General features: G+C 70.2%; 17 protein-coding genes and 1 pseudogene. 6 read left to right on the forward strand and 12 right to left on the reverse strand.

All coding sequences use genetic code 11. From position 1 onward, the window contains the following. Positions 1 to 2: 2 nt before the first annotated feature. The 4 genes from JNUCC0626_RS46620 to JNUCC0626_RS46635 are packed head-to-tail and all read right to left on the reverse strand — an operon-like array spanning position 3 to position 2351. The gene (locus tag JNUCC0626_RS46620; RefSeq protein ID WP_394617011.1) at positions 3 to 974 is read right to left on the reverse strand and encodes a D-cysteine desulfhydrase family protein; all 972 of its coding nucleotides are present in this window, start codon (positions 972 to 974) and stop codon (positions 3 to 5) included. Continuing rightward, on the reverse strand, positions 965 to 1201 hold the full coding sequence (locus JNUCC0626_RS46625; protein WP_394617012.1) for a hypothetical protein: 237 nt from the start codon (positions 1199 to 1201) through the stop codon (positions 965 to 967). The genes JNUCC0626_RS46620 and JNUCC0626_RS46625 overlap by 10 nt, the downstream gene beginning before the upstream one ends. Continuing rightward, positions 1168 to 1821 carry a cobalamin-binding protein gene (locus JNUCC0626_RS46630; RefSeq protein WP_394617013.1) on the reverse strand — a complete coding sequence of 218 codons (654 nt, stop codon included), beginning with the start codon at positions 1819 to 1821 and terminating at the stop codon, positions 1168 to 1170. Before JNUCC0626_RS46630 ends, JNUCC0626_RS46625 begins: the two co-directional genes overlap by 34 nt. Further along, positions 1821 to 2351 (reverse strand): NUDIX domain-containing protein, encoded by a 531-nt coding sequence (locus JNUCC0626_RS46635; RefSeq protein ID WP_394617014.1) that lies wholly within the window; start codon positions 2349 to 2351, stop codon positions 1821 to 1823. The genes JNUCC0626_RS46630 and JNUCC0626_RS46635 overlap by 1 nt, the downstream gene beginning before the upstream one ends. Before the next feature lie 178 nt (positions 2352 to 2529). On the opposite strand from JNUCC0626_RS46635, the gene JNUCC0626_RS46640 reads away from it, so the two are divergent. Further along, on the forward strand, positions 2530 to 2880 hold the full coding sequence (locus JNUCC0626_RS46640) for a hypothetical protein (RefSeq protein WP_394617015.1): 351 nt from the start codon (positions 2530 to 2532) through the stop codon (positions 2878 to 2880). 41 nt (positions 2881 to 2921) lie between these two features. Here the strand turns inward: JNUCC0626_RS46640 and JNUCC0626_RS46645 are convergent, their stop codons facing one another. Further along, positions 2922 to 3113, reverse strand: coding sequence for a hypothetical protein (locus JNUCC0626_RS46645; protein WP_394617016.1), 192 nt, complete (start codon positions 3111 to 3113; stop codon positions 2922 to 2924). A 25-nt stretch (positions 3114 to 3138) separates the two neighbouring features. Here JNUCC0626_RS46645 and JNUCC0626_RS46650 point away from each other — a divergent pair, with 25 nt between their 5' ends. Continuing rightward, entirely contained in the window at positions 3139 to 4137 is a 999-nt protein-coding gene (locus JNUCC0626_RS46650; protein ID WP_394617017.1) for a hypothetical protein, read from the forward strand. Here JNUCC0626_RS46650 and JNUCC0626_RS46655 read toward each other — a convergent pair. Continuing rightward, entirely contained in the window at positions 4127 to 5470 is a 1344-nt protein-coding gene (locus tag JNUCC0626_RS46655) for an IucA/IucC family protein (RefSeq protein ID WP_394617018.1), read from the reverse strand. The two genes, JNUCC0626_RS46650 and JNUCC0626_RS46655, sit on opposite strands and share 11 nt — an antisense overlap. A gap of 22 nt (positions 5471 to 5492) precedes the next feature. Between JNUCC0626_RS46655 and JNUCC0626_RS46660 the strand changes: the two genes are divergently transcribed. Both JNUCC0626_RS46660 and JNUCC0626_RS46665 read left to right on the forward strand, forming a co-directional pair. Further along, positions 5493 to 6935, forward strand: a complete 1443-nt coding sequence (locus JNUCC0626_RS46660; RefSeq protein ID WP_394617019.1) for an IucA/IucC family protein — start codon at positions 5493 to 5495, stop codon at positions 6933 to 6935. A 47-nt stretch (positions 6936 to 6982) separates the two neighbouring features. After that, entirely contained in the window at positions 6983 to 9058 is a 2076-nt protein-coding gene (locus JNUCC0626_RS46665; protein WP_394617020.1) for a glycoside hydrolase family 2 protein, read from the forward strand. On the opposite strand, the gene JNUCC0626_RS46670 is transcribed toward JNUCC0626_RS46665, so the two are convergent. From JNUCC0626_RS46670 to JNUCC0626_RS46695, 6 genes and pseudogenes are all read right to left on the reverse strand, one after another. Continuing rightward, positions 9055 to 10014 carry a chitinase gene (locus JNUCC0626_RS46670; RefSeq protein ID WP_394617021.1) on the reverse strand — a complete coding sequence of 320 codons (960 nt, stop codon included), beginning with the start codon at positions 10012 to 10014 and terminating at the stop codon, positions 9055 to 9057. The two genes, JNUCC0626_RS46665 and JNUCC0626_RS46670, sit on opposite strands and share 4 nt — an antisense overlap. A gap of 141 nt (positions 10015 to 10155) precedes the next feature. Next, on the reverse strand, positions 10156 to 10851 hold the full coding sequence (locus tag JNUCC0626_RS46675) for a metallophosphoesterase (RefSeq protein ID WP_394617022.1): 696 nt from the start codon (positions 10849 to 10851) through the stop codon (positions 10156 to 10158). A gap of 41 nt (positions 10852 to 10892) precedes the next feature. Beyond that, positions 10893 to 11635: pseudogene (locus tag JNUCC0626_RS46680) on the reverse strand (SDR family NAD(P)-dependent oxidoreductase). Positions 11636 to 11762: 127 nt separating this feature from the next. Then, positions 11763 to 12869, reverse strand: coding sequence for a DNA alkylation repair protein (locus tag JNUCC0626_RS46685; RefSeq protein WP_394617023.1), 1107 nt, complete (start codon positions 12867 to 12869; stop codon positions 11763 to 11765). A 1-nt stretch (position 12870) separates the two neighbouring features. Continuing rightward, positions 12871 to 13818 carry a helix-turn-helix transcriptional regulator gene (locus JNUCC0626_RS46690; protein WP_394617024.1) on the reverse strand — a complete coding sequence of 316 codons (948 nt, stop codon included), beginning with the start codon at positions 13816 to 13818 and terminating at the stop codon, positions 12871 to 12873. 125 nt (positions 13819 to 13943) lie between these two features. Then, positions 13944 to 15200, reverse strand: a complete 1257-nt coding sequence (locus tag JNUCC0626_RS46695) for a Fic family protein (protein ID WP_394617025.1) — start codon at positions 15198 to 15200, stop codon at positions 13944 to 13946. A gap of 262 nt (positions 15201 to 15462) precedes the next feature. Here JNUCC0626_RS46695 and JNUCC0626_RS46700 point away from each other — a divergent pair, with 262 nt between their 5' ends. Next, complete coding sequence (locus JNUCC0626_RS46700) at positions 15463 to 15759, forward strand: WXG100 family type VII secretion target (RefSeq protein WP_394617026.1); 297 nt, start codon at positions 15463 to 15465, stop codon at positions 15757 to 15759. Between the two features lie 114 nt (positions 15760 to 15873). After that, on the forward strand, positions 15874 to 20211 hold the full coding sequence (locus tag JNUCC0626_RS46705) for an FtsK/SpoIIIE domain-containing protein (protein WP_394617027.1): 4338 nt from the start codon (positions 15874 to 15876) through the stop codon (positions 20209 to 20211). Positions 20212 to 20252 lie beyond the last annotated feature (41 nt).

Raw genomic sequence — 20252 nt, forward strand, 5'->3', positions numbered from 1 at the left:
GGTCAGAACGCGGCCACTGCCTCCGGCGCGTAGCCGTAGAAGCCCGGAAGACCACCTGTGTGGAGGAACACCAGCGGCACGTCGGACTCCGGTGCGATCTCGCGGAACTTCACCGCGGCCTTGCCGGTGTAGACCGGGTCGAGCAGCACGCCCTCGGTCTCGGCGAAGAGCTTCAGCACGCTCCACATCTCCGGCGTCGGCACGCCGTAGCCCGCCCCGATCGTGTCGTCGGTGACGGTGACGTGCGCGAGCTTCGGCGCGGGCTCGCCGAGGAGTTCGGCGGCGGCGGTCGCCAGGACGTGGAGTTCGTTCGTGGCGTCCTCGGCGGTGTGCGAGACGCTCGCCGCGTGCACGGTGCCGGGCCAGCCGAGCAGTTCGGTGCCGAGCGCGACACCTGCGGCCGTGGCGCCCGAGCCGTCCGGGACGACGATGGTGGCGTTGTCGATGCCGCGCTCGTTGAGCTGCCCGACGAGTTCGACCGCGGCGGCGACGTAGCCGAGCGCGCCGAGGCCGTTCGAGCCGCCCACGGGCAGCGTGACGGCCTTGTCGTGGTTGATCCGCTCGTAGGTGGCGACGGCCTCCTCGGCGGTCTGGCAGACGTGCACGGTGGCGCCGAACATGTGGTCCAGCACGACGTTGCCGGACCGCTCGTAGGCATCGCCCGTCATCGGCACCTTGGCCGTGAGCACGAGTTCGCACTTGAGCCCGAGCTTCGCGCACGCCGCCGCGGTCTGCCGGCCGTGGTTGGTCTGCAACGCGCCGAACGTGATGATCGTGTCCGCGCCCTGCTCGATCGCCTGGCCGAGCAGGAACTCGAGCTTGCGCAGCTTGTTGCCGCCCGCGCCGAGGCCGTTGACGTCGTCGCGCTTGATCAGCACGGGCGGGCTGCCGAGCGCGGCCGCGAGCCTCGGTGCGGCTTCGAGCGGGGTCGGCCAGTTGCCCAGTGCGACTCGGGGGAACGCGCTCAGGTCCATGACTGGAGCTTAGTTGCCTCCTGGGTGGTCACCTCGCCGATGCCGTGCAGGACGTGGGCCAGGACCTCGACGCCGCGCACGACCCGCGGGCCGGGCCGGTTGAAGTACGACGGTCCATCGAGGACCCACGTCGGCGGCAGCGGTTCGTCCGGCAGCTCCCGCATCGTCCGTTCCGGCGGGAAGCCGCACGGCATCAGCAGGACGACGTCCGGGCGCGCGTCGTGCACGGCCTGCCAGGTGATGGGACGGTGTGCTCACCGGGTTCGGCGAGCAACGGGGTGCCACCGGCGAAGGTGATCTGCTCCGGCACCCAGTGGCCCGCCGGCCACACCGGGTCGAGCCACTCGATCGCGGCGACCCGCGGCCGTTCGAGGTCCCTGGTCCGGTTCGCGATCACGTCGATGCGGTGGCGCAGCGCGGCGATCTTGTCGGTGCTGTCGGCGCCGAGGACGTCGCCGACGGTCCTGAGGCAACCGAGCACCTCGTCCACAGTGGAGGGTTCGAGGCTCAGGACGGTGGGGCCGATGTCCATCAGCCGGACCGTGTCGCTCACCTTGCGGTAGGAGATCGCGCAGACGTCGCAGAGGTCCTGGGTGAGGATCACGTCCGGCTTCAGGTCGTGCAGCAGGCCGGCGTCGAGGCCGTAGAGCGACGAGCCGTGGTGGACGGTGGTGTTGATCTCCCGGCTGCTGGCGGTGTTCTGGTCGATGCCCGTGCTGGTGACGACCGGCACGGTCTCGACGCCCGCCGGCCAGTCGCACTCGTGGGTGCGGCCCACCAGGTGGTCGAGCAGTCCGAGCTCCGCGACGATGTCGGTCGCGGCGGGCAGCAGCGAGACGATCCGCATCAGACCTCCCGGCCGAACTCGGCGTACTTCGTGGAACCGCTCTCCTGTGCCGCGACGGCAAGTGTGAGCCGGCGGTGCAGCGACGGGTAGATCCGGTCCTTCGCCTCGTCCAGGGTCAGGTAGACGACGCCCGCGAGTTCCGGGTCGTGAGCGCGGGCGTCGTCGAGCACGCCGCCGTCGAACACGAACTGGTGGCAGTCGCGCCAGACGCCGTTGCGGGGCGTCCAGTCGACCACCAGCAACCCTCCCAGTGAGAGCGTGACCCCGAGTTCCTCCTGGATCTCCCGCAGCGTCGCGGCCTTGGGTGATTCGTCGTCCTCGGTCATGCCGCCCGGAATGTCCAGCACCGCCTTGTAGGTCGGCACGACGAACAGCACGCGTCCGGTGGAATCACGGATCAGCGCGCCGCCGGCGGCCGTCTTGGTGGGCCGGCTCGACGCGACTCCGGGCACGAACTCGAGTTCGGCCGGACCCTCGTCGAGGACGTCGGAGGCGAACGAGGCGGGGTCTCCCGCGTGGAGTGCTGACACGAGTTGATGATCACACCACCGAGTGAATCGCGCACGCGTTGTGCAGCGGTTTCGCGCTGGTGGGCGGATGTCCGGAAGGTGACGGTCTGCAACCAAACGACCGAGGAGTACCCTTGGCCCTGTAACTCCGCGCGATCAATCGCCGATGTCCGAGGCAACATCGGTGGAGGTGACGCCAATGGGGGCAACCGGTGCCTCCCAGCGCAGACACGACAGCAGATCGGCGCCGTGGTCGGTGGTCGGGCTGACCGTCGTGTTCGTCGTGGTGGCCCAGGTCCAGTTCGCCATCGCGGTCGCGGAATCGGTCCTGTGGCCGGCCGTGGTCGGGGTGCTGCTGCTGGCTGCGGCGATCGCGTTCGTGAAGACAGCGCGCAGGCTGCGTTGGGAAGACAGCGACCCGTACGAGGCTCCGCCGCAGGTGGCCCAGCCACTGCCGGCCGAGCACCACGAGAGTCACGTCGACGCCGACGGAAGCCTGGCCCGGGCGGTGGGCGAAGTCGTCTACGCGTCCCGGCGCTGGCGGGCCTGACGGCCTGACAACGCGAAAGACCGGGTCAAGAAGCGGCCCGGTCATTCAGTCATGTCAGCTGCCCTGCGGTAGACGTCGAGGGCGTGCTCCGCGCCGACCTCGGCGGCCTGCGTGTGCCAGGCGAGGAAGTACAGCGCCTCGCCGAGCGTCCAGCGGAACCGGTGCAGGTGGGCGAGCCGGCGCAGCTTCCCCACCGACCACTCGTAGACCTCCAGGTCGAATTTCTCCAGCACGGCACGAGTTCAGCACAATGAGCGCATGCCGACGTCCGCCGAGTGGCTCGCCGTGCGCGCCCACCTGCTCGAACACCGTCACCGGCTGGCCGTCGAGGCCGTCGCCGAGTACCCGGACGTGCCCAGGGTCGCCGGGACGCCGCTGCTGACGTCCCCGGACTGGATGCCCGCCGAGCCGGTGCCGCTGGCCGAGCTGACCCTCGAACGGCGGGAGTCGCCCGAGCTGCCCGCGCTGCCGGTGGCCGCGGTGCCCGACGGGTTCGGCAGCTACTCCGCCGCGATGGCCGCGCTCGCGTCCCCGGCGGTGTTCCAGAACCGCGAGACCTACCGGCTGCTCGGCTTCACCGGGCGGCACCTGACGTTCGGGCTCGGCACCTACTTCGACGGCATCGACGTCGGCGAGGCCTGCGCACACGAGTACGCGGGACAGGCCGGGCTGCCGTTGCGGGCGGCCGTCGGTGATCCGTGCGACCCGCGGCGGCGGCCGGTGAACGTCGCGATCAGCACCCTCACCCTGCGGCACGACGAGGTCTCCGGCGAGGCGACGTTCTACCTGCACTGGCGGGACCCGAAACGGGTCGGGCACGCCGGTGGGATGTTCCAGGTGCTGCCGGTCGGGGTGTTCCAGGGGACGTCCGAAGCCGACTTCTCGTTGTGGCACTGCATGATCCGCGAGTTCGCCGAGGAGATGCTGGGCGCGGAGGAGATCCACTCGGTGGACTACGGCGCGTGGCCGTTCGCGCAGCAGCTGACCGAGGCGGCGCGGGTGTTCTACCTTGGGATGGGCGTGGATCCGTTGACGTTCGCCACGGACATGCTGACGGTGGCGGTGATCGAGGCCTCCCGGTTCGACGCGTTGTTCGGGGAGCTGGTGTCCCACAACGAAGAGGGCCAGGTGCTGCGCGGGCTGCCGTTCACCGCTGCGAACGTCGAACGGTTCGTGCACCGCGAACCCACCCAGGCCGCCGGTGCCGCGCTGCTGTCGCTGGCGTGGCAGCACCGGGAGGCGTTGCTCAAGCCCTGAACGGGTTCGGCAGGTACGCCCATCGCTGGGTGTCGGGGTCGAGGCGCATCAGGGTGAGCGGCTTGGTGGGCAACGGGTCGTGCAGCAGCGCGTGCCGGTCAGGGGTGGCAGGGACCGTCTTGGCCACCACGGCCCACAGCTCGGCCGGGTCGGCGTCGAGGGTGCCGATCAGGCCGGTCAGCGCGGTGGCGAAGAACGTCGCGAACGTCTTGGTGCGCAACGCTTCCGGGTCCGCGTGCAGGCGCGTCGGCAGGTCGGGGCGGGGGCTGACGCGGATGTCGGCGAGGTCGCGGTAGATCACCCGGCTGGGCCTGCCGTTCACCAGGCCCAGCACCAGGTTCTGCTCGTGCGCCTCCAGGGCGACGCCGCGGGCGAGGAGCGTCATCAGCGGCGGCACGGTCAGTTCGGCGAACTCCGCGAGCCACTCGACGGGGTCGGGGATCGTGTGGTGGCGCAGTGCGGCCAGGGGCAGCAGGGTTTCGCCGTCGCGTGGCACGAGGCGGTCTCGGAGGATCACGCCGAGGGTCCTGTCCGGTTCGCCGTCGGTGAGGACGGCGGCGGATGCCCTGTTGTGCTGCAGTTCGATGCCCTCGACGGCCGAGTTCAGGAACTCCGAGACGGTCGTGGCGGTGGTGATCGAGCCCGCCGAGATGTCCCGCACGGCCGAGGTGATCTGGGCGCTCAGCGTCGTCTTCACGTGCCAGGGACCGGCCGAGAGCGTGCGCAACGCCATCAGCGGGCTGGCGTCGAGGGTGCCCGCGGTGCTCAACCCCAGCCGGGCCGCCTGCCAGGGGTGCACCGGCAGCAGGACCCGGTCGCCGTCGCGGAGGTCGTCCGGCCAGTCGCCGAACGTCACGTGGTCTGCCGCCGGGTGCAGGACAAGTCGCACGATCGGGCGATGTTCAGGGCCGTACGCGAGGTGGTCCGCTGCCGTGAACCCCGTGCGGTTGCGGCAACACGGGTGCAACGGGTGGCCGTCCACGACGCTCTGCTCGTGCTCTTCCAGGGTCCTGTCGAGGAATGGCGTGACGAGCGGGCTCGTTGTGCGGGACAGGGCCAGTCCGGCCACGCTGTGGGCGACCTCACGAATCAGGTTCTCCGCGCGGGGCCAGCGTTGTGCGACGAGGAGGTCGACCGGGTGGTCGAAGGCGGCAGGGTCGGCTCTGACCTGCGGCAACGGTTCGATCGTGAACGCCCGGCGCAGGCGTGCGAGAACGGCCGCACGGGCCCTCGGCAGCTCCGCGAGGAATCTTTCGGCGCGGTTTTCGTCCAGGGCGGCGAGGAAGTCGGACTCGATCGGCGTGTGCGTCAGAATGATTCGATCCTGACACATCGCCAGAGGGAAGCGGACACCGGTGGAAGCGATCACTGATCCCGACGGCATCACCGCGACGGCGTTGCTGAACTGCCTGCGCCGCGAGGTGGGGGAGTGGGCCGACGGCACGCTCCGGCTGCCCCGCACCGGCACGCTGCTGCGGGCGCGGGAGGGGCGCTGGTTGTCCGACCCCGAGGTGTTCACCGGTTCGTGGCAACCGTTGGCGTGGCACGAACTCGCAGTGCTCATCAGCAAGGAGCTCGGGGACCCGCCGGTGGGGTTCCTGGACGAGATCGCGGGCTCGCGCTCGGCCATCGCCGCCCTGCTGGACGCCCGCACGGCGCCGCCCGCCGACCTCTACCGGCGGTCCGAGCAGGCGCTGGTGGCGGGACACCGGTACCACCCGGCGCCCAAGGGCCGCGGCGGGTTGCCGGCGTCGGAGTGGTTGCCGTACTCACCCGAGGTGCACGCGAGCTTCCCCCTGGCACGGCTGGAAGGCGCGTTCGTCGACGACGGCGAGGTGCCGTTCGCTCCGGGCGTGCTGCCGGCGCATCCGTGGCAGCTTTCCCTGCTGGGGCTGGAAGGGGAGGCTTTCGGCGACGAGGTGTGGCCGACGTCGTCGGTGCGCACCGTCTACGACCCCGCCGCCGACCTGTTCTACAAGTTCAGCCTCGACGTGCAGATCACCAACGACGTGCGCCGGTTGTGGGAGCACGACCTGCGCTGGATCCCGCCGCTCGCGCGCCTGCTGAGACCGGTGTTCGCGGACATCTCCTCCGTCTTCCCCGGTGCGTCGTTCCTGATCGACCGCGGCTACCGGACCTCTCCTTCGTCGTTCGAGGGTCTGGCCGTCGTGGTGCGCGACGGCGTGCAGCAGCACGTGCTGCCCGGCGTGACCCCGTTGCTGGCGGCGGGGATCAGCGAGGGGTTCGACGGGAATCCGTTGGACGGCTTGGATTCCGATGGTGCGTTGCGGTGGTTCCGGGAGTACGTCTCGGTTGTGATGCCGCCGGTGTTGCACGCGTTCTTCGCCCACGGTGTCGTGATGGAGTGCCACCTGCAGAACGTCCTGGTCGGTGTGGACGGCGCCGGGCTGCCGGTGCAGGCGATCTTCCGCGACCCGGAGGGCATGCGGCTGCTGCCCCGGCACGCGGAGCTGCTGTCCTCAATGGACGGACTCGACGGGTCGCGCGGCGTGTCCGAGGCCAAGGGCTGGGAACGGCTCCAGTACTGCCTGATCGTCAACCACCTGATCGAGATCGCCGGTGCGGTGCTGGACCGGCACCCCGGCATCGACGTGTGGGGCGAGGCGCGCGATGTCTTCGTTGCCTATGCACGTGATCACGGATCGCCGGAGCTGTTGAGCGCATTGCTTGCCTCACCGGTTGTTCCGGCGAAGGCGAACCTGTTGCTGCGCTGGACGCGGGCCGAGGGGGCGGCGAGCCGGTACGTCGACTGCCCGAACCCGTTGTACCGGAACTAGCTCACGTCGTTGACACCGTTTTCAGTCCGCCCCTAGCGTCATGGGACATGACACGTCTGTCGGCGTTGCTCCTGCCGTTGGTCCTGCTCTCGGCCATGTTCGTTGGTGTGCCAGCGGCTTCGGCGTATGTGCCGCCGGTGACCCGTGCGCAGGTGAACCTCGCCGCGGGCTGGAAGTTCCTGCGCAGCGATGTTCAGGGGGCTGAAACGCCTGGTTTCAACGACGCGTCGTGGGCACAGGTCAGCGTGCCGCACACGTGGAACGCGGCCGACGGCCAGGACGGCGGCGCGAACTACTACCGGGGAATTGGCTGGTACCGCAAGCACTTCACGCCGTCGACGACGCTGTCGGGACGACGGCTGTGGTTGCAGTTCGACGGCGTGAACCAGGTCGCGGACGTGTGGGTCAACGGCACCAAGCTGGGGCAGCACCGCGGCGGGTTCGCCGGGTTCCGGTTCGACGCGACGGCCGCGCTGAAGCTGGGGCAGGACAACGTGATCGCGGTCAAGGCCGACAACGCGGCCAAGTCCGACATCGCCCCGATCTCGGCGGACTTCACCTTCTTCGGCGGCATCTACCGCGGCGTCTCGCTGACCGCGCTCGACCTGCTCGGCGTGCGCATGGGCGACTCCGGCGGACCTGGCGTCTACCTGCGGCAACGGTCGCTGACCGACGCGTCCGCGAGCGTCGAGGTGACCACGAAGGCCTGGAACAACCGGGCGTCGACGGCCCGCGTCAAGGTGCGCACCGTCGTCGCCGACCACGCCGGTGTCATCGCCGGTGAGACGACGTCTGCGGTGCGTTCGGTCAACGCCGCCACCGGGTTCGACACCGTGCAGACCGTCACGATCGCGCGCCCGCACCGCTGGAACGGCAAGGCGGATCCGTATCTGTACCGGGCGAGCGTGGAGATCATCGACGCCGACACCGGTGCCGTGAAGGACGTCGTCACCGAACCACTCGGCCTGCGCACCACCGCCGTCGACGCCAACACCGGTTTCTCGTTGAACGGCAAGTCGGTGCGGCTCAACGGGGTGAACGCGCACCAGGACCGGCTCGGCGTCGGCTGGGCGCTGAAACCGTCCGATGTGCGCCAGGACTTCGACCTGATGGACGAGATGGGCGTCAACGCCCTGCGCACCGCCCACTACCAGCAGGCCGAGCAGGTCTACGACCTCGCCGACGAACGCGGGTACGTGGTGTGGACCGAGATCCCGCTGGTCAACGAGATCACCGACAGCGCGGCGTTCCGGGCCAACGCCCAGCAGCAGTTGCTGGAGATGATGCGGCAGAACTTCAACCACCCGTCGATCGCGTTCTGGGGCATCGGCAACGAGCAGAAGACCAGCAACACCGCCACGAACAACCTGCTGCGCGACCTGGCGGCGTCGGTGCGGGCCGAGGACTCCGGCAGGCACTCGACGTACGCGAGCCACATCGGCGATCTCGACCCGGTGTCGTCGCACGCGGAACTGGCCGCCTACAACAAGTACTACGGCTGGTACGACAACAGCAGCACCGGTCCTGGCGGCTGGGCCGACCGCCTGCACGCCCGCGACCCGGGCCGCAGGATCGCGCTGAGCGAGTACGGCGCGGGCGGCAGCGTCGTGCAGCACGAGGAGAACCCGCGCCCGCCCGTGACGACCTCGCGCTGGCACCCCGAGGAGTACCAGACCCTCGTGCACGAGAACCACTGGGCGGACATCAAGACGCGGCCGTTCCTGTGGGGCACTTTCGTGTGGAACATGTTCGACTTCGCGGTCGACAGCCGTTCCGAGGGCGACACCCTGGGGCGCAACGACAAGGGTCTCGTCACCTACGACCGCGCAACCCGCAAGGACGCGTTCTGGTTCTACAAGTCGCAGTGGACCGACACGCCGTTCGTGCACCTGAACAGCGCCCGCTGGACCCAACGAACTGCCGCCGCCACCACGGTTCGGGCGTACAGCACGGTTTCCGACGTGCAGCTGATCCTGAACGGCGTCGCCATCCCGAAACCGCCCGCCGCCGACCGGATCTACACCTGGCCGATCACGTTGCGGCCGGGCGCCAACACGGTGACGATCACCGGGACACGCGATGGCCGTGCCTACACCAACACGGCCACCTGGACGCTCTCCTAACCGTTGTACGCGGCGAAGATCTTGGCGAACTCGTAGGGCTGCTGCGGGATGTTGTTGCAGCGGTACAGCGCACCGTTGCACGCGTTGGCGTCGCGGCCCTGCTCCCAGAACGACAGCATGCCGAGGTGCACCTGGTTCGCGAACGTCACGAGTGCGCGTGCGTCCTTCTGGTAGAAGATCTCGTTCTGCGAGTCGTTCACGCCCAGCATCGGCGTGACGCCGACCTTCTTCCACGCGGCCGCGTCCGACAACCCGTACACCGACTTGACCTGGGCCTGCGTGGCCTTCGCCGCGGCGATCGCCCGCGCGCCCTGGTCAGCCGGACCCATGTAGTAGTCCATCGCCATGACGTTGACCAGGTCGAGGTTCACGCCGGCGTTCTTGGCCGACCGCACCACGTTCACGCCGTCCGCCGTGAGCCCGGACGGCAGCACGGGCAGCGTGAGCGAGATCTTCAGGCCGGGGTTGCGGTCCTGCAGGATCTTCAACGCCTGCGAGCGCCGGGCGATCGTCGTCGGGTCGACCACCGCCGCGCCCTCGATGTCGAAGTCGACGTACTTGAGCGAGTACGCCTTCACCACGGCGTCGTACTCGTTGGCCAAAGTCGTTGGCGTGGTGCAGAAGTACGCGAGCTCGATGCCGGACGCGCCACCGAAGGAGATCTTCACGTCACCGCCGGCGGCCCGCAGCTTCTGGATCTCCTCCTTCTGCCACCCGGCCCGAGGGTCGTAGGCGCCGAACCAGCTCGCCTTGCACCCGTACGACGTGACGAACCCGAGCGTGAAGCTCTTCACGCCGCCCTTCTTCGCCATGTCCGACAACACCGGCGTCGGCCACGCCCCCATGTCGACGTAGGGGGCGACCGACGACACCGTTGCCGCCTGCGCCGCCCCGACGGGCAGCACCACCGCCGCGACGACGGCGGCCAAACCCAGTTTCACCAGTCTGTTCAGCATGACGAACTCCTCGGGCCAAGGGGTCGCGGCGGCTGATTATTGGTATAGACCAAGAGTTCGGCGTTTGACCAGCCCGGCGAGCTTTCCCGGTCGCCCCAAGGCAAAGCTCGCGGTCGAAACAGCCCCAAACCAGGACAAACCTCAGTGCACCTCGGCGTCGTCGAGCCGGAGCGGCGCCCACGACTGCGCACCGCTCCGCCCGTGCCCGGGATCCACGCCGACGAACATCCGGCCGTTCACCCGCACCCGGACGTGCCGCGCCTGCCAGTCGACCGTCGAATGCCCGTGAATCTGTCCGAACGGCACGATTCCCCCGTACCGCATCCACGGCTCGTGCAACGCCGCCCCGGACTCGGCCCACAACGGCCCGGTTTCCGGATCACGCCCGTGCACACCCATCCGCCAGATGACCTCAGGCCGTTCGTTGAGCAGCTCCGCCGTCTTGACCGCCGACTCCGGCTCGCCCAACTCCTGCCACACAGCCAACGTCACCCCGGCGTGCGTCAGCAGGAACTCCTCACCACCGCTCGAAACGGCCGCCGCGACCCGCATCCGCCCGTCGCGCCACCACTCCCGCAACCGGGCAACACCTTCTGCCGGCAACGGTTCGGGCCAGAACACCTCCTGGCCCTGCAGGTACTGCGCCTCGTGGTTGCCGATGAGCTGCACCCAGTCCGGGCCGAGGCGCGAGGCCACGACCTCCAGCACCTCCATGCTGTCCGGTCCGCGATCCACCAGGTCCCCGACCTGGATCACGACGCCGTCCAGCTCCTCCAGTGCCCGCCGCAACAACTCGGCGTGCCCGCCCACGTCCCCGATGACAGCCACCCCGGCCATGTCTACCCCCTGCCGACGACGCTACCCGCGCGGCAGACCGGTCAGATGACGTAACCGCCGGAGACCTCGACGGTCTGGGCGTTGATCCAGCCGCCCTCCTCGGCCAGCAGGGCGGCGACCACCGAGCCGACGTCCTCGGGCTCGCCCACTCGTCCCAGAGCGGTCTCCGCCGCCAGCGCCGCCTCGAACTCCGGCGTCAGCCCACCACCCAGTTCCGTGCGGATGGCTCCCGGCGCGATCGCGTTCGCCCGGATCCGCCGCTCGCCGAACTCTTTCGCCATGTACCGCGTCAACACCTCGACACCGCCCTTGAAGCTCGCGTACGGAGCCACGCCGGGCGTCGCCACCCGCGAGGTGGCGCTCGCCATGTTCACGATGGCACCGCCTTCCGCGATCAGCGGGAGCAAAGCCTGTGTCAGGAAGAACGGGCCCTTGAGGTGCACCGCGTAGAGGGAGTCGAACTCCGCTTCGGACATCGACTCGATCGGTGTGTACACCCGTAGCCCGCGTTGTTCACCAGGCCGTGGATCTTCTCGACGCCCCAGGCCTCCTGCGCCGCGCGGCGAACCGTCTCGCGGAACTCGCCGAACGACGACGCGTCCGAGACGTCGAGCGGCAGGGCGATCGCCTTGCCGCCGCTCTCGACGATCTCGTCGACCACGCGGGCGGCCGCCTCGGGATTCGCCTTGTACGTCACCACGACGCCCATGCCGCGGTTCGCACACGCCACCGCCGCTGCCGCGCCCAGGCCCCTGCTCCCGCCGGTGATGACAACGATCTTCATGCTGTTCGCTCCTTCAACGTGTTCCACGCGGACGAGTCAACCCGTCGGCTCGTACGTGAAGAAGGACGACGTTTCCTGGGTGTGGCACACCCAGGTTCAGGAAGCATCCACTGTGGACCCTTTCGCGTCAGGCGTCGGCCGTCAGGGCGAACTCCGCGCGACCGGAGCGCACTCCGTTGATCTGCAGCTCGACGGCGTGCTGACCGGGGTGGTAGCGGCGCGTCGTCAGCACCCGGAACGAGTGCGCCCGGCTGAACTCGTAGGTCTCGCCGGGTGCCACGGTGCGGGTGGTGAGCTTGAAGGTCTTGCCGGTGAGCGTTCCGTTGGCCTTGCGGTGGTGCACCACGTAGTCGATCACCAACCGGGCGGGCTCCTGGCCGAGGTTGCGCACCGAACCGGTGAACGACAACGTCTCCCCGACGGCCACGGTGTCGCCGGAGAGCAGCGGGCCGGTCACGTCGAGGTCCGCGGAGGTGAACCCCAGCAGTTCCAGCGCGCCGGGATGGCCCTGCTTGACGAGCGTGCGCAGGCCGTGGCGCACGACGCCGCCGGTGTTGGCGTCCGGCGCGGCCGTCCAGGCGGCCGCGGTCGCGACGACGAGGTCCGGGTCGCGGCGGCTGATGTCGTTGAGGTGGTTGGCGACCGACCGCCGCACGTACTCGCTCTCGTCCCGGTAGAGCGCGTTCAGGATCGGCAGCGTCGCCTCGGGCTCGGCGAGGATGCCGGGCACGCGGACGGCCCACGGCAGCAGCGGGCGTGTTCCCTCCGAGGCGAGCCGGCGCACGTCCGCCGACTCCGACCGGGTCCAGTGCCCGATCGCGGCCAGCGCCCGCCCGAGGTCTGCGGCGAGCAGGGTGCGCAGCGCGAACTCCGAGGTCAGCCGGGGTGTCAGCTCCGCCAGCAGGGCGAGGGCGTCGTCGAACGCGTCCACCCCGCCCTCCTCGACCGCCTTCACCGCGACGGCGCTGGTGACCGGCCAGATCAGCCACCCGGTGAAGGTCGGCGCCTCGGCCGCCGCGGCACGCACGGTGCGCGCGAACGAGGCGTAGTCGCCCGGCAGGTCGGCGAGCAGCGCGTCCCGGATGAGGTCGCTGCGTTCCCTGAGCGCCAGCGGTGCCAACGAGGTCTCGGCCTGGCGAACCCGGGACAGCCTCGCGCGCGGCGACACCACCCGCAGGGCGGTGACCAGTGCGCGAACCGCGGGAACACCGATCAGCTCATCGGCGAAGGGCATGTCAGCGTCCCTCGTGAGTCGTGCCGCAGTGCAGGGAAGCCAGGTAGGACAGCGCTTCGGCGCTGCGGCTGCCCGGTTCCGCGGTGCCGACGAGCAGTTGCTGACCGGGCGCGTCGTGCACGTCGAAGGTCTGGTAGGTCAGCTCGACCCGTCCCGCTTCGGGGTGGACGAACACCTTGAACGCACGCGTGAGACCGCTGACGGTCTGGTCGTTCCACAGCTCCCGGAACTCCGGCGAGGTGTCCAGCGACTCGTCGACGAGGTCGCTGATCTCCGCGTCGTCCGGAAACCGTCCGGCGTTGAGACGCAGCGCGTACACCGTGGCGCGCACGACGTCGGTCCAGTCGACGAAGACGTTCTTCGCCTCGGGGTGGGTGAACAGCACCCGCACCATGTTCCGCATGTTCCCGAACGGCGCCAGCAGCGCGGACGCGAGGGTGTTCGCCGCCATCACGTCGAACGAGGGACTCAACACGTAGGCCGCCGAGGCGGGGAACTGCTCGAGCAGGTTCAGCAGCGAGGGGTGGACCTGGTCACTCGCCCTGTCCGGCCCGAGCCGGGGGTTGAGCCCGGCGAGCCGGAAGAGGTGCTCCCTGCCGTCCGCGCCGAGCCGCAACGCCTGGCCGATCGCGCTCAGGACCTGAGCCGACGGGTTGCGTTCCCTGCCCTGCTCGAGGCGGGCGTAGTAGTCGACGCTCACGCCGGCGAGCACCGCGACCTCCTCGCGGCGCAGCCCCGAGACCCGCCGGCTGCCGCCCGACCGGGCCAGTCCCGCGTCGGCCGGGTCCACCCTGGACCGGTTCGCGCGGAGGTAGTCGCCGAGAGGGTTGGCCGCAGACATGTCCGGGATGCTACCCGGCACGCGCACGGTGACCCGGCTCCTCGCGCGGGCCTCCGCCGCCCGGGAGTCCGCTGTGGACGAACGGTCGCGGGTGTGACTCGGGATCATTTCCACTCCTCTGACCGCAGGCGCGTCGACGGGCTGACCACATGATCCTTGTGCCGTGGGCGAGCCGTCGGAACGGTGCCGCTTCCTGGGTGCCGCACACCCGGGAAGCGCCTGCCTTCTCCGCGCTACCCGCGGGTGAGCTGGAACCCGATGTTGCGGGCGAGCATCCGGGCGTCCTGCGCGTCGGCCCAGTAGGAGACGCTCCGCAGCAGCCCGGCCGCGCTCAGCGCGAACCCCTCGCGGGCCAGCACGAACACCAGCACGAGGAACGCGGCCCGCGCGTTGCCGTCGTCGAACGGGTGGAAGAAGCAGACGTCCAGGTAGGCCCGCGCCGCACGGGCGGCCACGTCGAGACCGTCCTCGTCGCTCTCGGCCAGACAGGCGTCGAACCGCGCACGGGTCGTGCCGTCGACGCCGTACCGCTCCTGGCCCTGCTTGGCGAAGGCCGGCGACGTCCGGAACTCCTGTGGCGCACCCAGCACGAGGTGTTGCCAGCCCCGCAACAACGCGAAGTCGAGCACCGCACCCCGTGCGACGTCCACACGCACCTGGCGGAGAGCTGCGCGCATGCGTTCGGCACGGTCGGGATCGACGGCGTCGACGTCTTCGACGGAGTCGAGAGCACCGTCGCGCGTCCACTTCCGCGGCGACGCCTCCGGCGGCCACACCACCTCGGCCCGTTCGACGAGCCACGTCGCGAGGTGATCCGGCACCTCGGTGTCGACCGCGTTCGAGATCCGATCGGCCACCTCGCTCACCACCCCTGCCGCCGGGGTGGTCCAGCTCTCGAACCGGCCGCCGATCGCCTGCCGCACCAGCTTCCGCGCGTCCGCCACCGGCACGTCCCACCGCTCCAGGAACCACGTCAGCGCCTGCTCGCAGTGCCCGTACCAACTGCTGCCCCCACCGGTCCGGTCCGCGACCCGCAGGATCACCGCCCGCACGCCCTCTTCCCGCCGGTCGAGCGGATACCGCTCGAACAGCGCGGCCAGCTCCTCGAGCCACGCCCGCCACTCGCGCACGCCGGCGACGACGCGGTCGAGCGTCTCGTCGGCGGTGGTGATGGAGTCCCGTGGACAGCACCAGCTCCCCACCGGGCCGCCGTCGAAGTCGCCTTCGTCGTGCGCCCAGCGCCACCCCAGCACCCACCGCCCGTACCGCTCGGCCAACGCCGAGGACATCGAGTCGGCCCACGACCGGCCTTCGTCACGACTCCACGCGATCACCGACCGGTCGGCCGCCGAACCGGCGGGCTTCACCGGCACGTGCCGGGCGGGTTCCAGCGACCGGATCACCTGCGCGGCCGTGTCGCCGTCGAACGGGTGCCGGGCGGGATCGACCTCGTGCCAGCGCAGCGGGTGAGGAGACAGATCGGTGACCACGCCGTGAGCCTGCCAGGAGACCGGCGGTGGCGCGCGGGCTTTCGTGAACTCGGCCGTTGCCCTTTTGTTCTTCGGCAGGCCGCCCTTTTGTGCTTACCCGTACAGCGTTTTCCAGGCGGCGGCACCGGTGTGAGCCGCCCGGAAGGTGGCCCGACCTACTGTGAGCCACGACACCGCCGATCTTGGTGAACCGTTCTGGGGACGGGCTCGTGTGTCCAATGCAAACAGAGCGAGTCCACCAAATGCTTGAGGGAGAACCACAATGGCTACTTACCACGTCGTCAGCGAGGACATCCAGGAGTCCGCGGGCTGGCTGAAGCAGAACATGCAGACGCTGCTCGACGGCATGACGCAGGCCAAGAGCAAGATCGACGCGCTCATCCAGGGTGGCTACAACACCCCGCAGGCGCAGGCGAAGTTCGGCCCGTACTTCGAGGAGTACAAGTCGAGCGTCGACCAGACGCTGCAGGGCATGGAGGGCATCAGCCAGTACCTGGAGCAGGTCGGCACCGCCTTCGAGGACACCGACCAGCAGACCGCCAACGCTCTTCAGCGTTGATCTGAACGCGCCGAAGCGTTGAGCTAGCAAGGTCGCTCAGGGCCACGTGGTGATCTTTCGCCGCGTGGCCCTTGTCGTTCACAATCGCCTCACCGACCGCCCGAGGAATTCGCCATGCGCTTTGTGCTGACCACAGTGGACACCGCGGCCACCGTCACCGACCACGTGCTCGACACCGAACCGGACAGCACGGTCGGCGAGTTGTCGCAGGTGCTCGCGCGCGGGGGCAGGCGGCCGGTGCTGTACGTCGCCGGCGCGCCGCTCGACCCGCAGCTCACGCTGCGGGATTCGCCGATGCGGCAGGGATCGGTGGTGGGGCTGGACAGGCCCGTCGCCGCCGTCTTCGCCGAACCCCGGGGGCTGGTCGAGATCCGGGCTGTCAGCGGGCCGGGTGCGGGAGCGGTGCACCGGCTCGACGTCGGTGAGCACCTGATCGGACCGGCGAGCAACTGCCGGGTGCGGATCAGCGGTGACCCGGCCGATCCGCCGGTGAGTGCGCGGCTGCGGGTGTTCCCCGACGGTCGTTGCGAGCTGGTTCCTGTTGGGGGTAAACGGATTCTGCTCGAACGTGAGGGGGTCACCGAGCCGACGCCGTGGCTGCCGAACGCGCAGCTCGCGATCGGTGCGGTGCTGCTCTCGCTGTCCCGGCCGGTGCCGCCGGACGCCGCCGTGCAGCCGTCGGAGGACGGCGCCGGGCTCGACTACAACCGGCCGCCGCGCCTGTTGCCGCCGCCGCGGGTGACGCAGTTCCAGTTGCCCGCCAAGCCGAAACCGCCTGAGCGGCGGGCGTTGCCGTTGATCGCCGCGGCCTCGCCGGTGGTCATGTCGGGCGCGATGTTCGCGTTCACCGGCAACCCGTTGACGTTGCTGTTCGCGCTGCTCTCGCCGTTGATCATCATCGGCAACCAGATCAGCAACAAGCGGCAGGGCCAGATCTCCTACCGCGAGCAGGTCGCGGCGTACGACGAGAAGAAGGCGCGGATCGACGCGGACGCGCAGGAAGCCCTTGTGCTGGAACGCACCGCGCGTCGTCACAGCTTTCCCGACCCCGCCGACGTGCTGCTGACCGCGACCGGTCCGCGTCGCCGGCTGTGGGAGCGGCGCCGGTCCGACCCCGACTACCTGGAGCTGCGCGCCGGGACGGCCGACCTGCCGTCCGAGGTGGTGCTGCGCGATCCCGAGCAGGACGAGCACAAGCGCGAGGTCCGCTGGGACGCGCTCGACGTGCCGGTGACGATTCCGTTGCGGGAGCACGGGGTTCTCGGTGTCGCCGGGGGACAGGTCGCCTACTCCGTGGCGCGCTGGCTGGTGGCGCAGTCCGCCGCCCTGCACAGCCCGGAGGACCTGCAGATCTACCTGTTGACCGGGCCGCAGGGGGAGCAGCAGTGGGCGTGGACGCGCTGGCTGCCGCACCTCGCGCCGCGCGTCGGCGAGGACACCATGGCCACCGTCGGCACCAACGCCACGACGGTCGCCCGTCGCATCGCCGAGCTCAGCCAGCTCATCTCACAACGGCAGGGCGCCAAGGGAGTGCCCAGGGACGTGCTCGTGGTGCTCGACGGCGCACGGCGTCTTCGTTCCCTGCCGGGCATTCCGCAGATCCTGCGCGACGGCCCGGCGGTCGGCGTGTACGCGATCTGCGTCGACAGCGAGGAAAGACTGCTGCCCGAGGAGTGCCAGGCCGTTGTCATCGAGCAGCCGGACGGCCGGATCCGGGTGGGCCGCACCAGGTCCGCTCCGGTACCGGACGTGCGACCGGATCTCGTGCCGTACGACTGGTGCCGCACGGTTTCACGCGCGTTGGCGCCGTTGCGGGACGTCGGCGGCAAGGAGGACGCGGGCGCGCTGCCCAACTCGAGCCGCCTGCTGGACGTGCTGAGCCTCGAACCGCCGACGGCGGACGGGGTCGCGGCGCGCTGGACCACCGGCGGCCGCACCACCACGGCGATCATGGGCGAGTCGCTCGACGGCGCGTTCGCGCTCGACCTCAAGCGGGACGGGCCGCACGCGCTCGTCGCCGGCACCACCGGCTCCGGCAAGTCCGAGTTGCTGCAGACGCTGGTCGCCTCGCTCGCCGTCGCGAACCGGCCGGACGCCATGACGTTCGTGCTGGTCGACTACAAGGGCGGCAGCGCGTTCAAGGACTGCGTCTCGCTGCCGCACACCGTCGGCATGGTGACCGACCTCGACACGCACCTGGTGAGCCGCGCGCTCACGTCGTTGTCCGCGGAACTCAAGCGGCGCGAGCACATCCTCGCCGACCACGGTGCCAAGGACATCGACGACTACGTGCTGCTGCTCGACCGCAACCCGGGGATGCCGGACATGCCCCGGCTGCTGATCGTGATCGACGAGTTCGCCTCGATGGTCCGCGACCTGCCCGACTTCGTGACGGGTCTGGTCAACATCGCGCAACGCGGCCGGTCGCTCGGCATCCACCTGGTGCTCGCCACGCAACGCCCCGGCGGGGTGGTCTCGCCCGAGATCCGCGCCAACACCAACCTGCGGATCGCGTTGCGCGTCACGGACTCCAGCGAGAGCCAGGACGTCTTGAACGGCCCGGACGCGGCGTCGATCTCGAAGTCGACGCCCGGTCGCGCGTACGTCCGATTGGGACAGTCGTCGCTGGTGCCGTTCCAGGCGGGCCGCGTCGGCGGGTTCCGGCCGGGTGCCCGCACGACCGGGCGGGTGCTGCCGTGGCTGTCCCCGGTCCGCTGGCCGGACCTCGCGCTGCCCGGCCCGTCCCGGCCGCGGGCCGAGGTCGCGGAGAACACCGAGGCCACCGACCTCTCCGTGCTGGTGGGGGCCGTGCGGCAGGCGGCCGATCAGCTCGGCCTACCGCCGCAGCCCAGTCCGTGGCTGCCCGCGCTGCCGTCGTCGATGACCGTCGACGACCTGCCCGCGGTGGCCGCGACCGGGTACCTGAAGCCGGTGGCGTACGGCATCGTCGATCTGCCCGCCGACCAGCGGCAGGAACCGCTGGTGCTGGACTTCGCCACGCTGGGCCACCTGCACGTCGCCGGGTCCGCCCGAAGTGGACGGTCGCAGGTGCTGCGCACGATGGCCGGAGCCCTGCTGCGCGAGCACTCACCGCAGGACGTGCACCTCTACGGCATCGACTGCGGCAACGGCGCGTTGCTCGCGCTGGTGAACTTCCCGCACGTCGGCGCGATCGTGCAGCGGGCGGAGGCCGAACGGCTGAGCCGGTTGCTGGCCAGGCTGTCCGCCGAGTCGGCACGCAGGCAGCAGCTGCTCGCGTCGACCGGGTCCGCGAACCTCGTGGAGTACCGCGCCGCCCAGACCGACGACCGCCCACCGCACATCGTGGTGATGGTCGACCGCTGGGAGGTCTTCGACAAGACCTACGCCGACTACGACGGCGGCACGCTGATGAACACCGTGCTGGCGTTGCTGCGCGACGGTGCGAGCGTCGGCATCCACCTGATCCTCGCCGGTGACCGCGCGCTGTTCTCCAGCCGCGTGTCCTCGACCACCGAGGACAAGCTGGTGCTGCGCCTCAACGAACGCGCGGACTACAGCGTGATCGGCCTCAACCACCGCAACCTGCCCGACGAGATCGAACCCGGCAGGGCGTTCCGCGCGGGCGACGGGTCCGAGGCGCAGATCGCGTTGCTCACCACCGACCCGGCGGGACAGGCGCAGGCGCGAGCGTTGCTGGCGATCGCCGAGGAGAGCACCCCGCGCTGGGCGGCCGTGCCCGTGGCCGCGCGGCCGTTCCGGGTGGACGTGCTGCCCGAGCAGCTCACCTACGCCCAGGCACGGGGCATCGCGCCGGCCGTCGAACCGTTGCGGCCGTTCGTCGGCGTGGGTGGCGACGAGCTCACCGGTCTCGTGCCGGACCTGACGGTGACACCGACGTTCGTGATCGGCGGACCGGCGCGGTCGGGTCGCAGCACGGTGCTGCTGACGATCGTCGCCGGGTTGCTGCGGGCCGGCACGCCCGTGGTGATCGCGGCACCACGCCGCTCGCCGTTGCGCGACCTCGCCGGGGTCGAAGGCGTGCTGGACATCGCGACCGACGGCGAGTTCAGCATGGGCCAGCTGGTGAGCGCGCTGGACAAGGCCGACGGGCCCGCCGCCGTGGTGATCGACGACGCGGAACTCCTGCTGAAGTGCGACGCGGGCAGCGAACTCGGCGTGATCGCGCGGACAGGTGCCGAGCAGGGCAGGGCGCTGGTCATGGCGGGCACGACCGAGGGTCTCGCCGGCGGGTTCGGCGGCTGGCACGTCGACGCGCGGCGCAACCGGCAGGGCATGCTGATCAGCCCCCAGCAGCTCGGGGACGGCGAACTGTTCGGTGCCAAGCTCTCCCGCGGTCAGCTCGGCGCGGGCAGGCCCGGTCGCGCGCTGGCGCACTTCGGCGACGGCAGGATCCACGTCGTCCAGGTGCCCGAGACCACGACGGAGGACGTGCTTGCCGCCGTCCGGTAGCGGTCACGAAAAAGTCCCGGTCAGTCCGAAGTGGACTGACC

Origin of the sequence: Lentzea sp. JNUCC 0626 (assembly GCF_043632865.1) — a bacterium.
Classification (GTDB): Bacteria; Actinomycetota; Actinomycetes; order Mycobacteriales; family Pseudonocardiaceae; genus Lentzea.

Bases quoted from the DNA above. Each gene is read 5' to 3' on its own strand.
- JNUCC0626_RS46620 (WP_394617011.1), bottom strand. From the start codon at position 974: ATGGACCTGAGCGCGTTCCCCCGAGTCGCACTGGGCAACTGGCCGACC.
- JNUCC0626_RS46630 (WP_394617013.1), bottom strand. From the start codon at position 1,821: ATGCGGATCGTCTCGCTGCTGCCCGCCGCGACCGACATCGTCGCGGAG.
- JNUCC0626_RS46640 (WP_394617015.1), top strand. From the start codon at position 2,530: ATGGGGGCAACCGGTGCCTCCCAGCGCAGACACGACAGCAGATCGGCG.
- JNUCC0626_RS46650 (WP_394617017.1), top strand. From the start codon at position 3,139: ATGCCGACGTCCGCCGAGTGGCTCGCCGTGCGCGCCCACCTGCTCGAA.
- JNUCC0626_RS46655 (WP_394617018.1), bottom strand. From the start codon at position 5,470: ATGTGTCAGGATCGAATCATTCTGACGCACACGCCGATCGAGTCCGAC.
- JNUCC0626_RS46665 (WP_394617020.1), top strand. From the start codon at position 6,983: ATGACACGTCTGTCGGCGTTGCTCCTGCCGTTGGTCCTGCTCTCGGCC.
- JNUCC0626_RS46670 (WP_394617021.1), bottom strand. From the start codon at position 10,014: ATGCTGAACAGACTGGTGAAACTGGGTTTGGCCGCCGTCGTCGCGGCG.
- JNUCC0626_RS46675 (WP_394617022.1), bottom strand. From the start codon at position 10,851: ATGGCCGGGGTGGCTGTCATCGGGGACGTGGGCGGGCACGCCGAGTTG.
- JNUCC0626_RS46685 (WP_394617023.1), bottom strand. From the start codon at position 12,869: ATGCCCTTCGCCGATGAGCTGATCGGTGTTCCCGCGGTTCGCGCACTG.
- JNUCC0626_RS46690 (WP_394617024.1), bottom strand. From the start codon at position 13,818: ATGATCCCGAGTCACACCCGCGACCGTTCGTCCACAGCGGACTCCCGG.
- JNUCC0626_RS46700 (WP_394617026.1), top strand. From the start codon at position 15,463: ATGGCTACTTACCACGTCGTCAGCGAGGACATCCAGGAGTCCGCGGGC.
- JNUCC0626_RS46705 (WP_394617027.1), top strand. From the start codon at position 15,874: ATGCGCTTTGTGCTGACCACAGTGGACACCGCGGCCACCGTCACCGAC.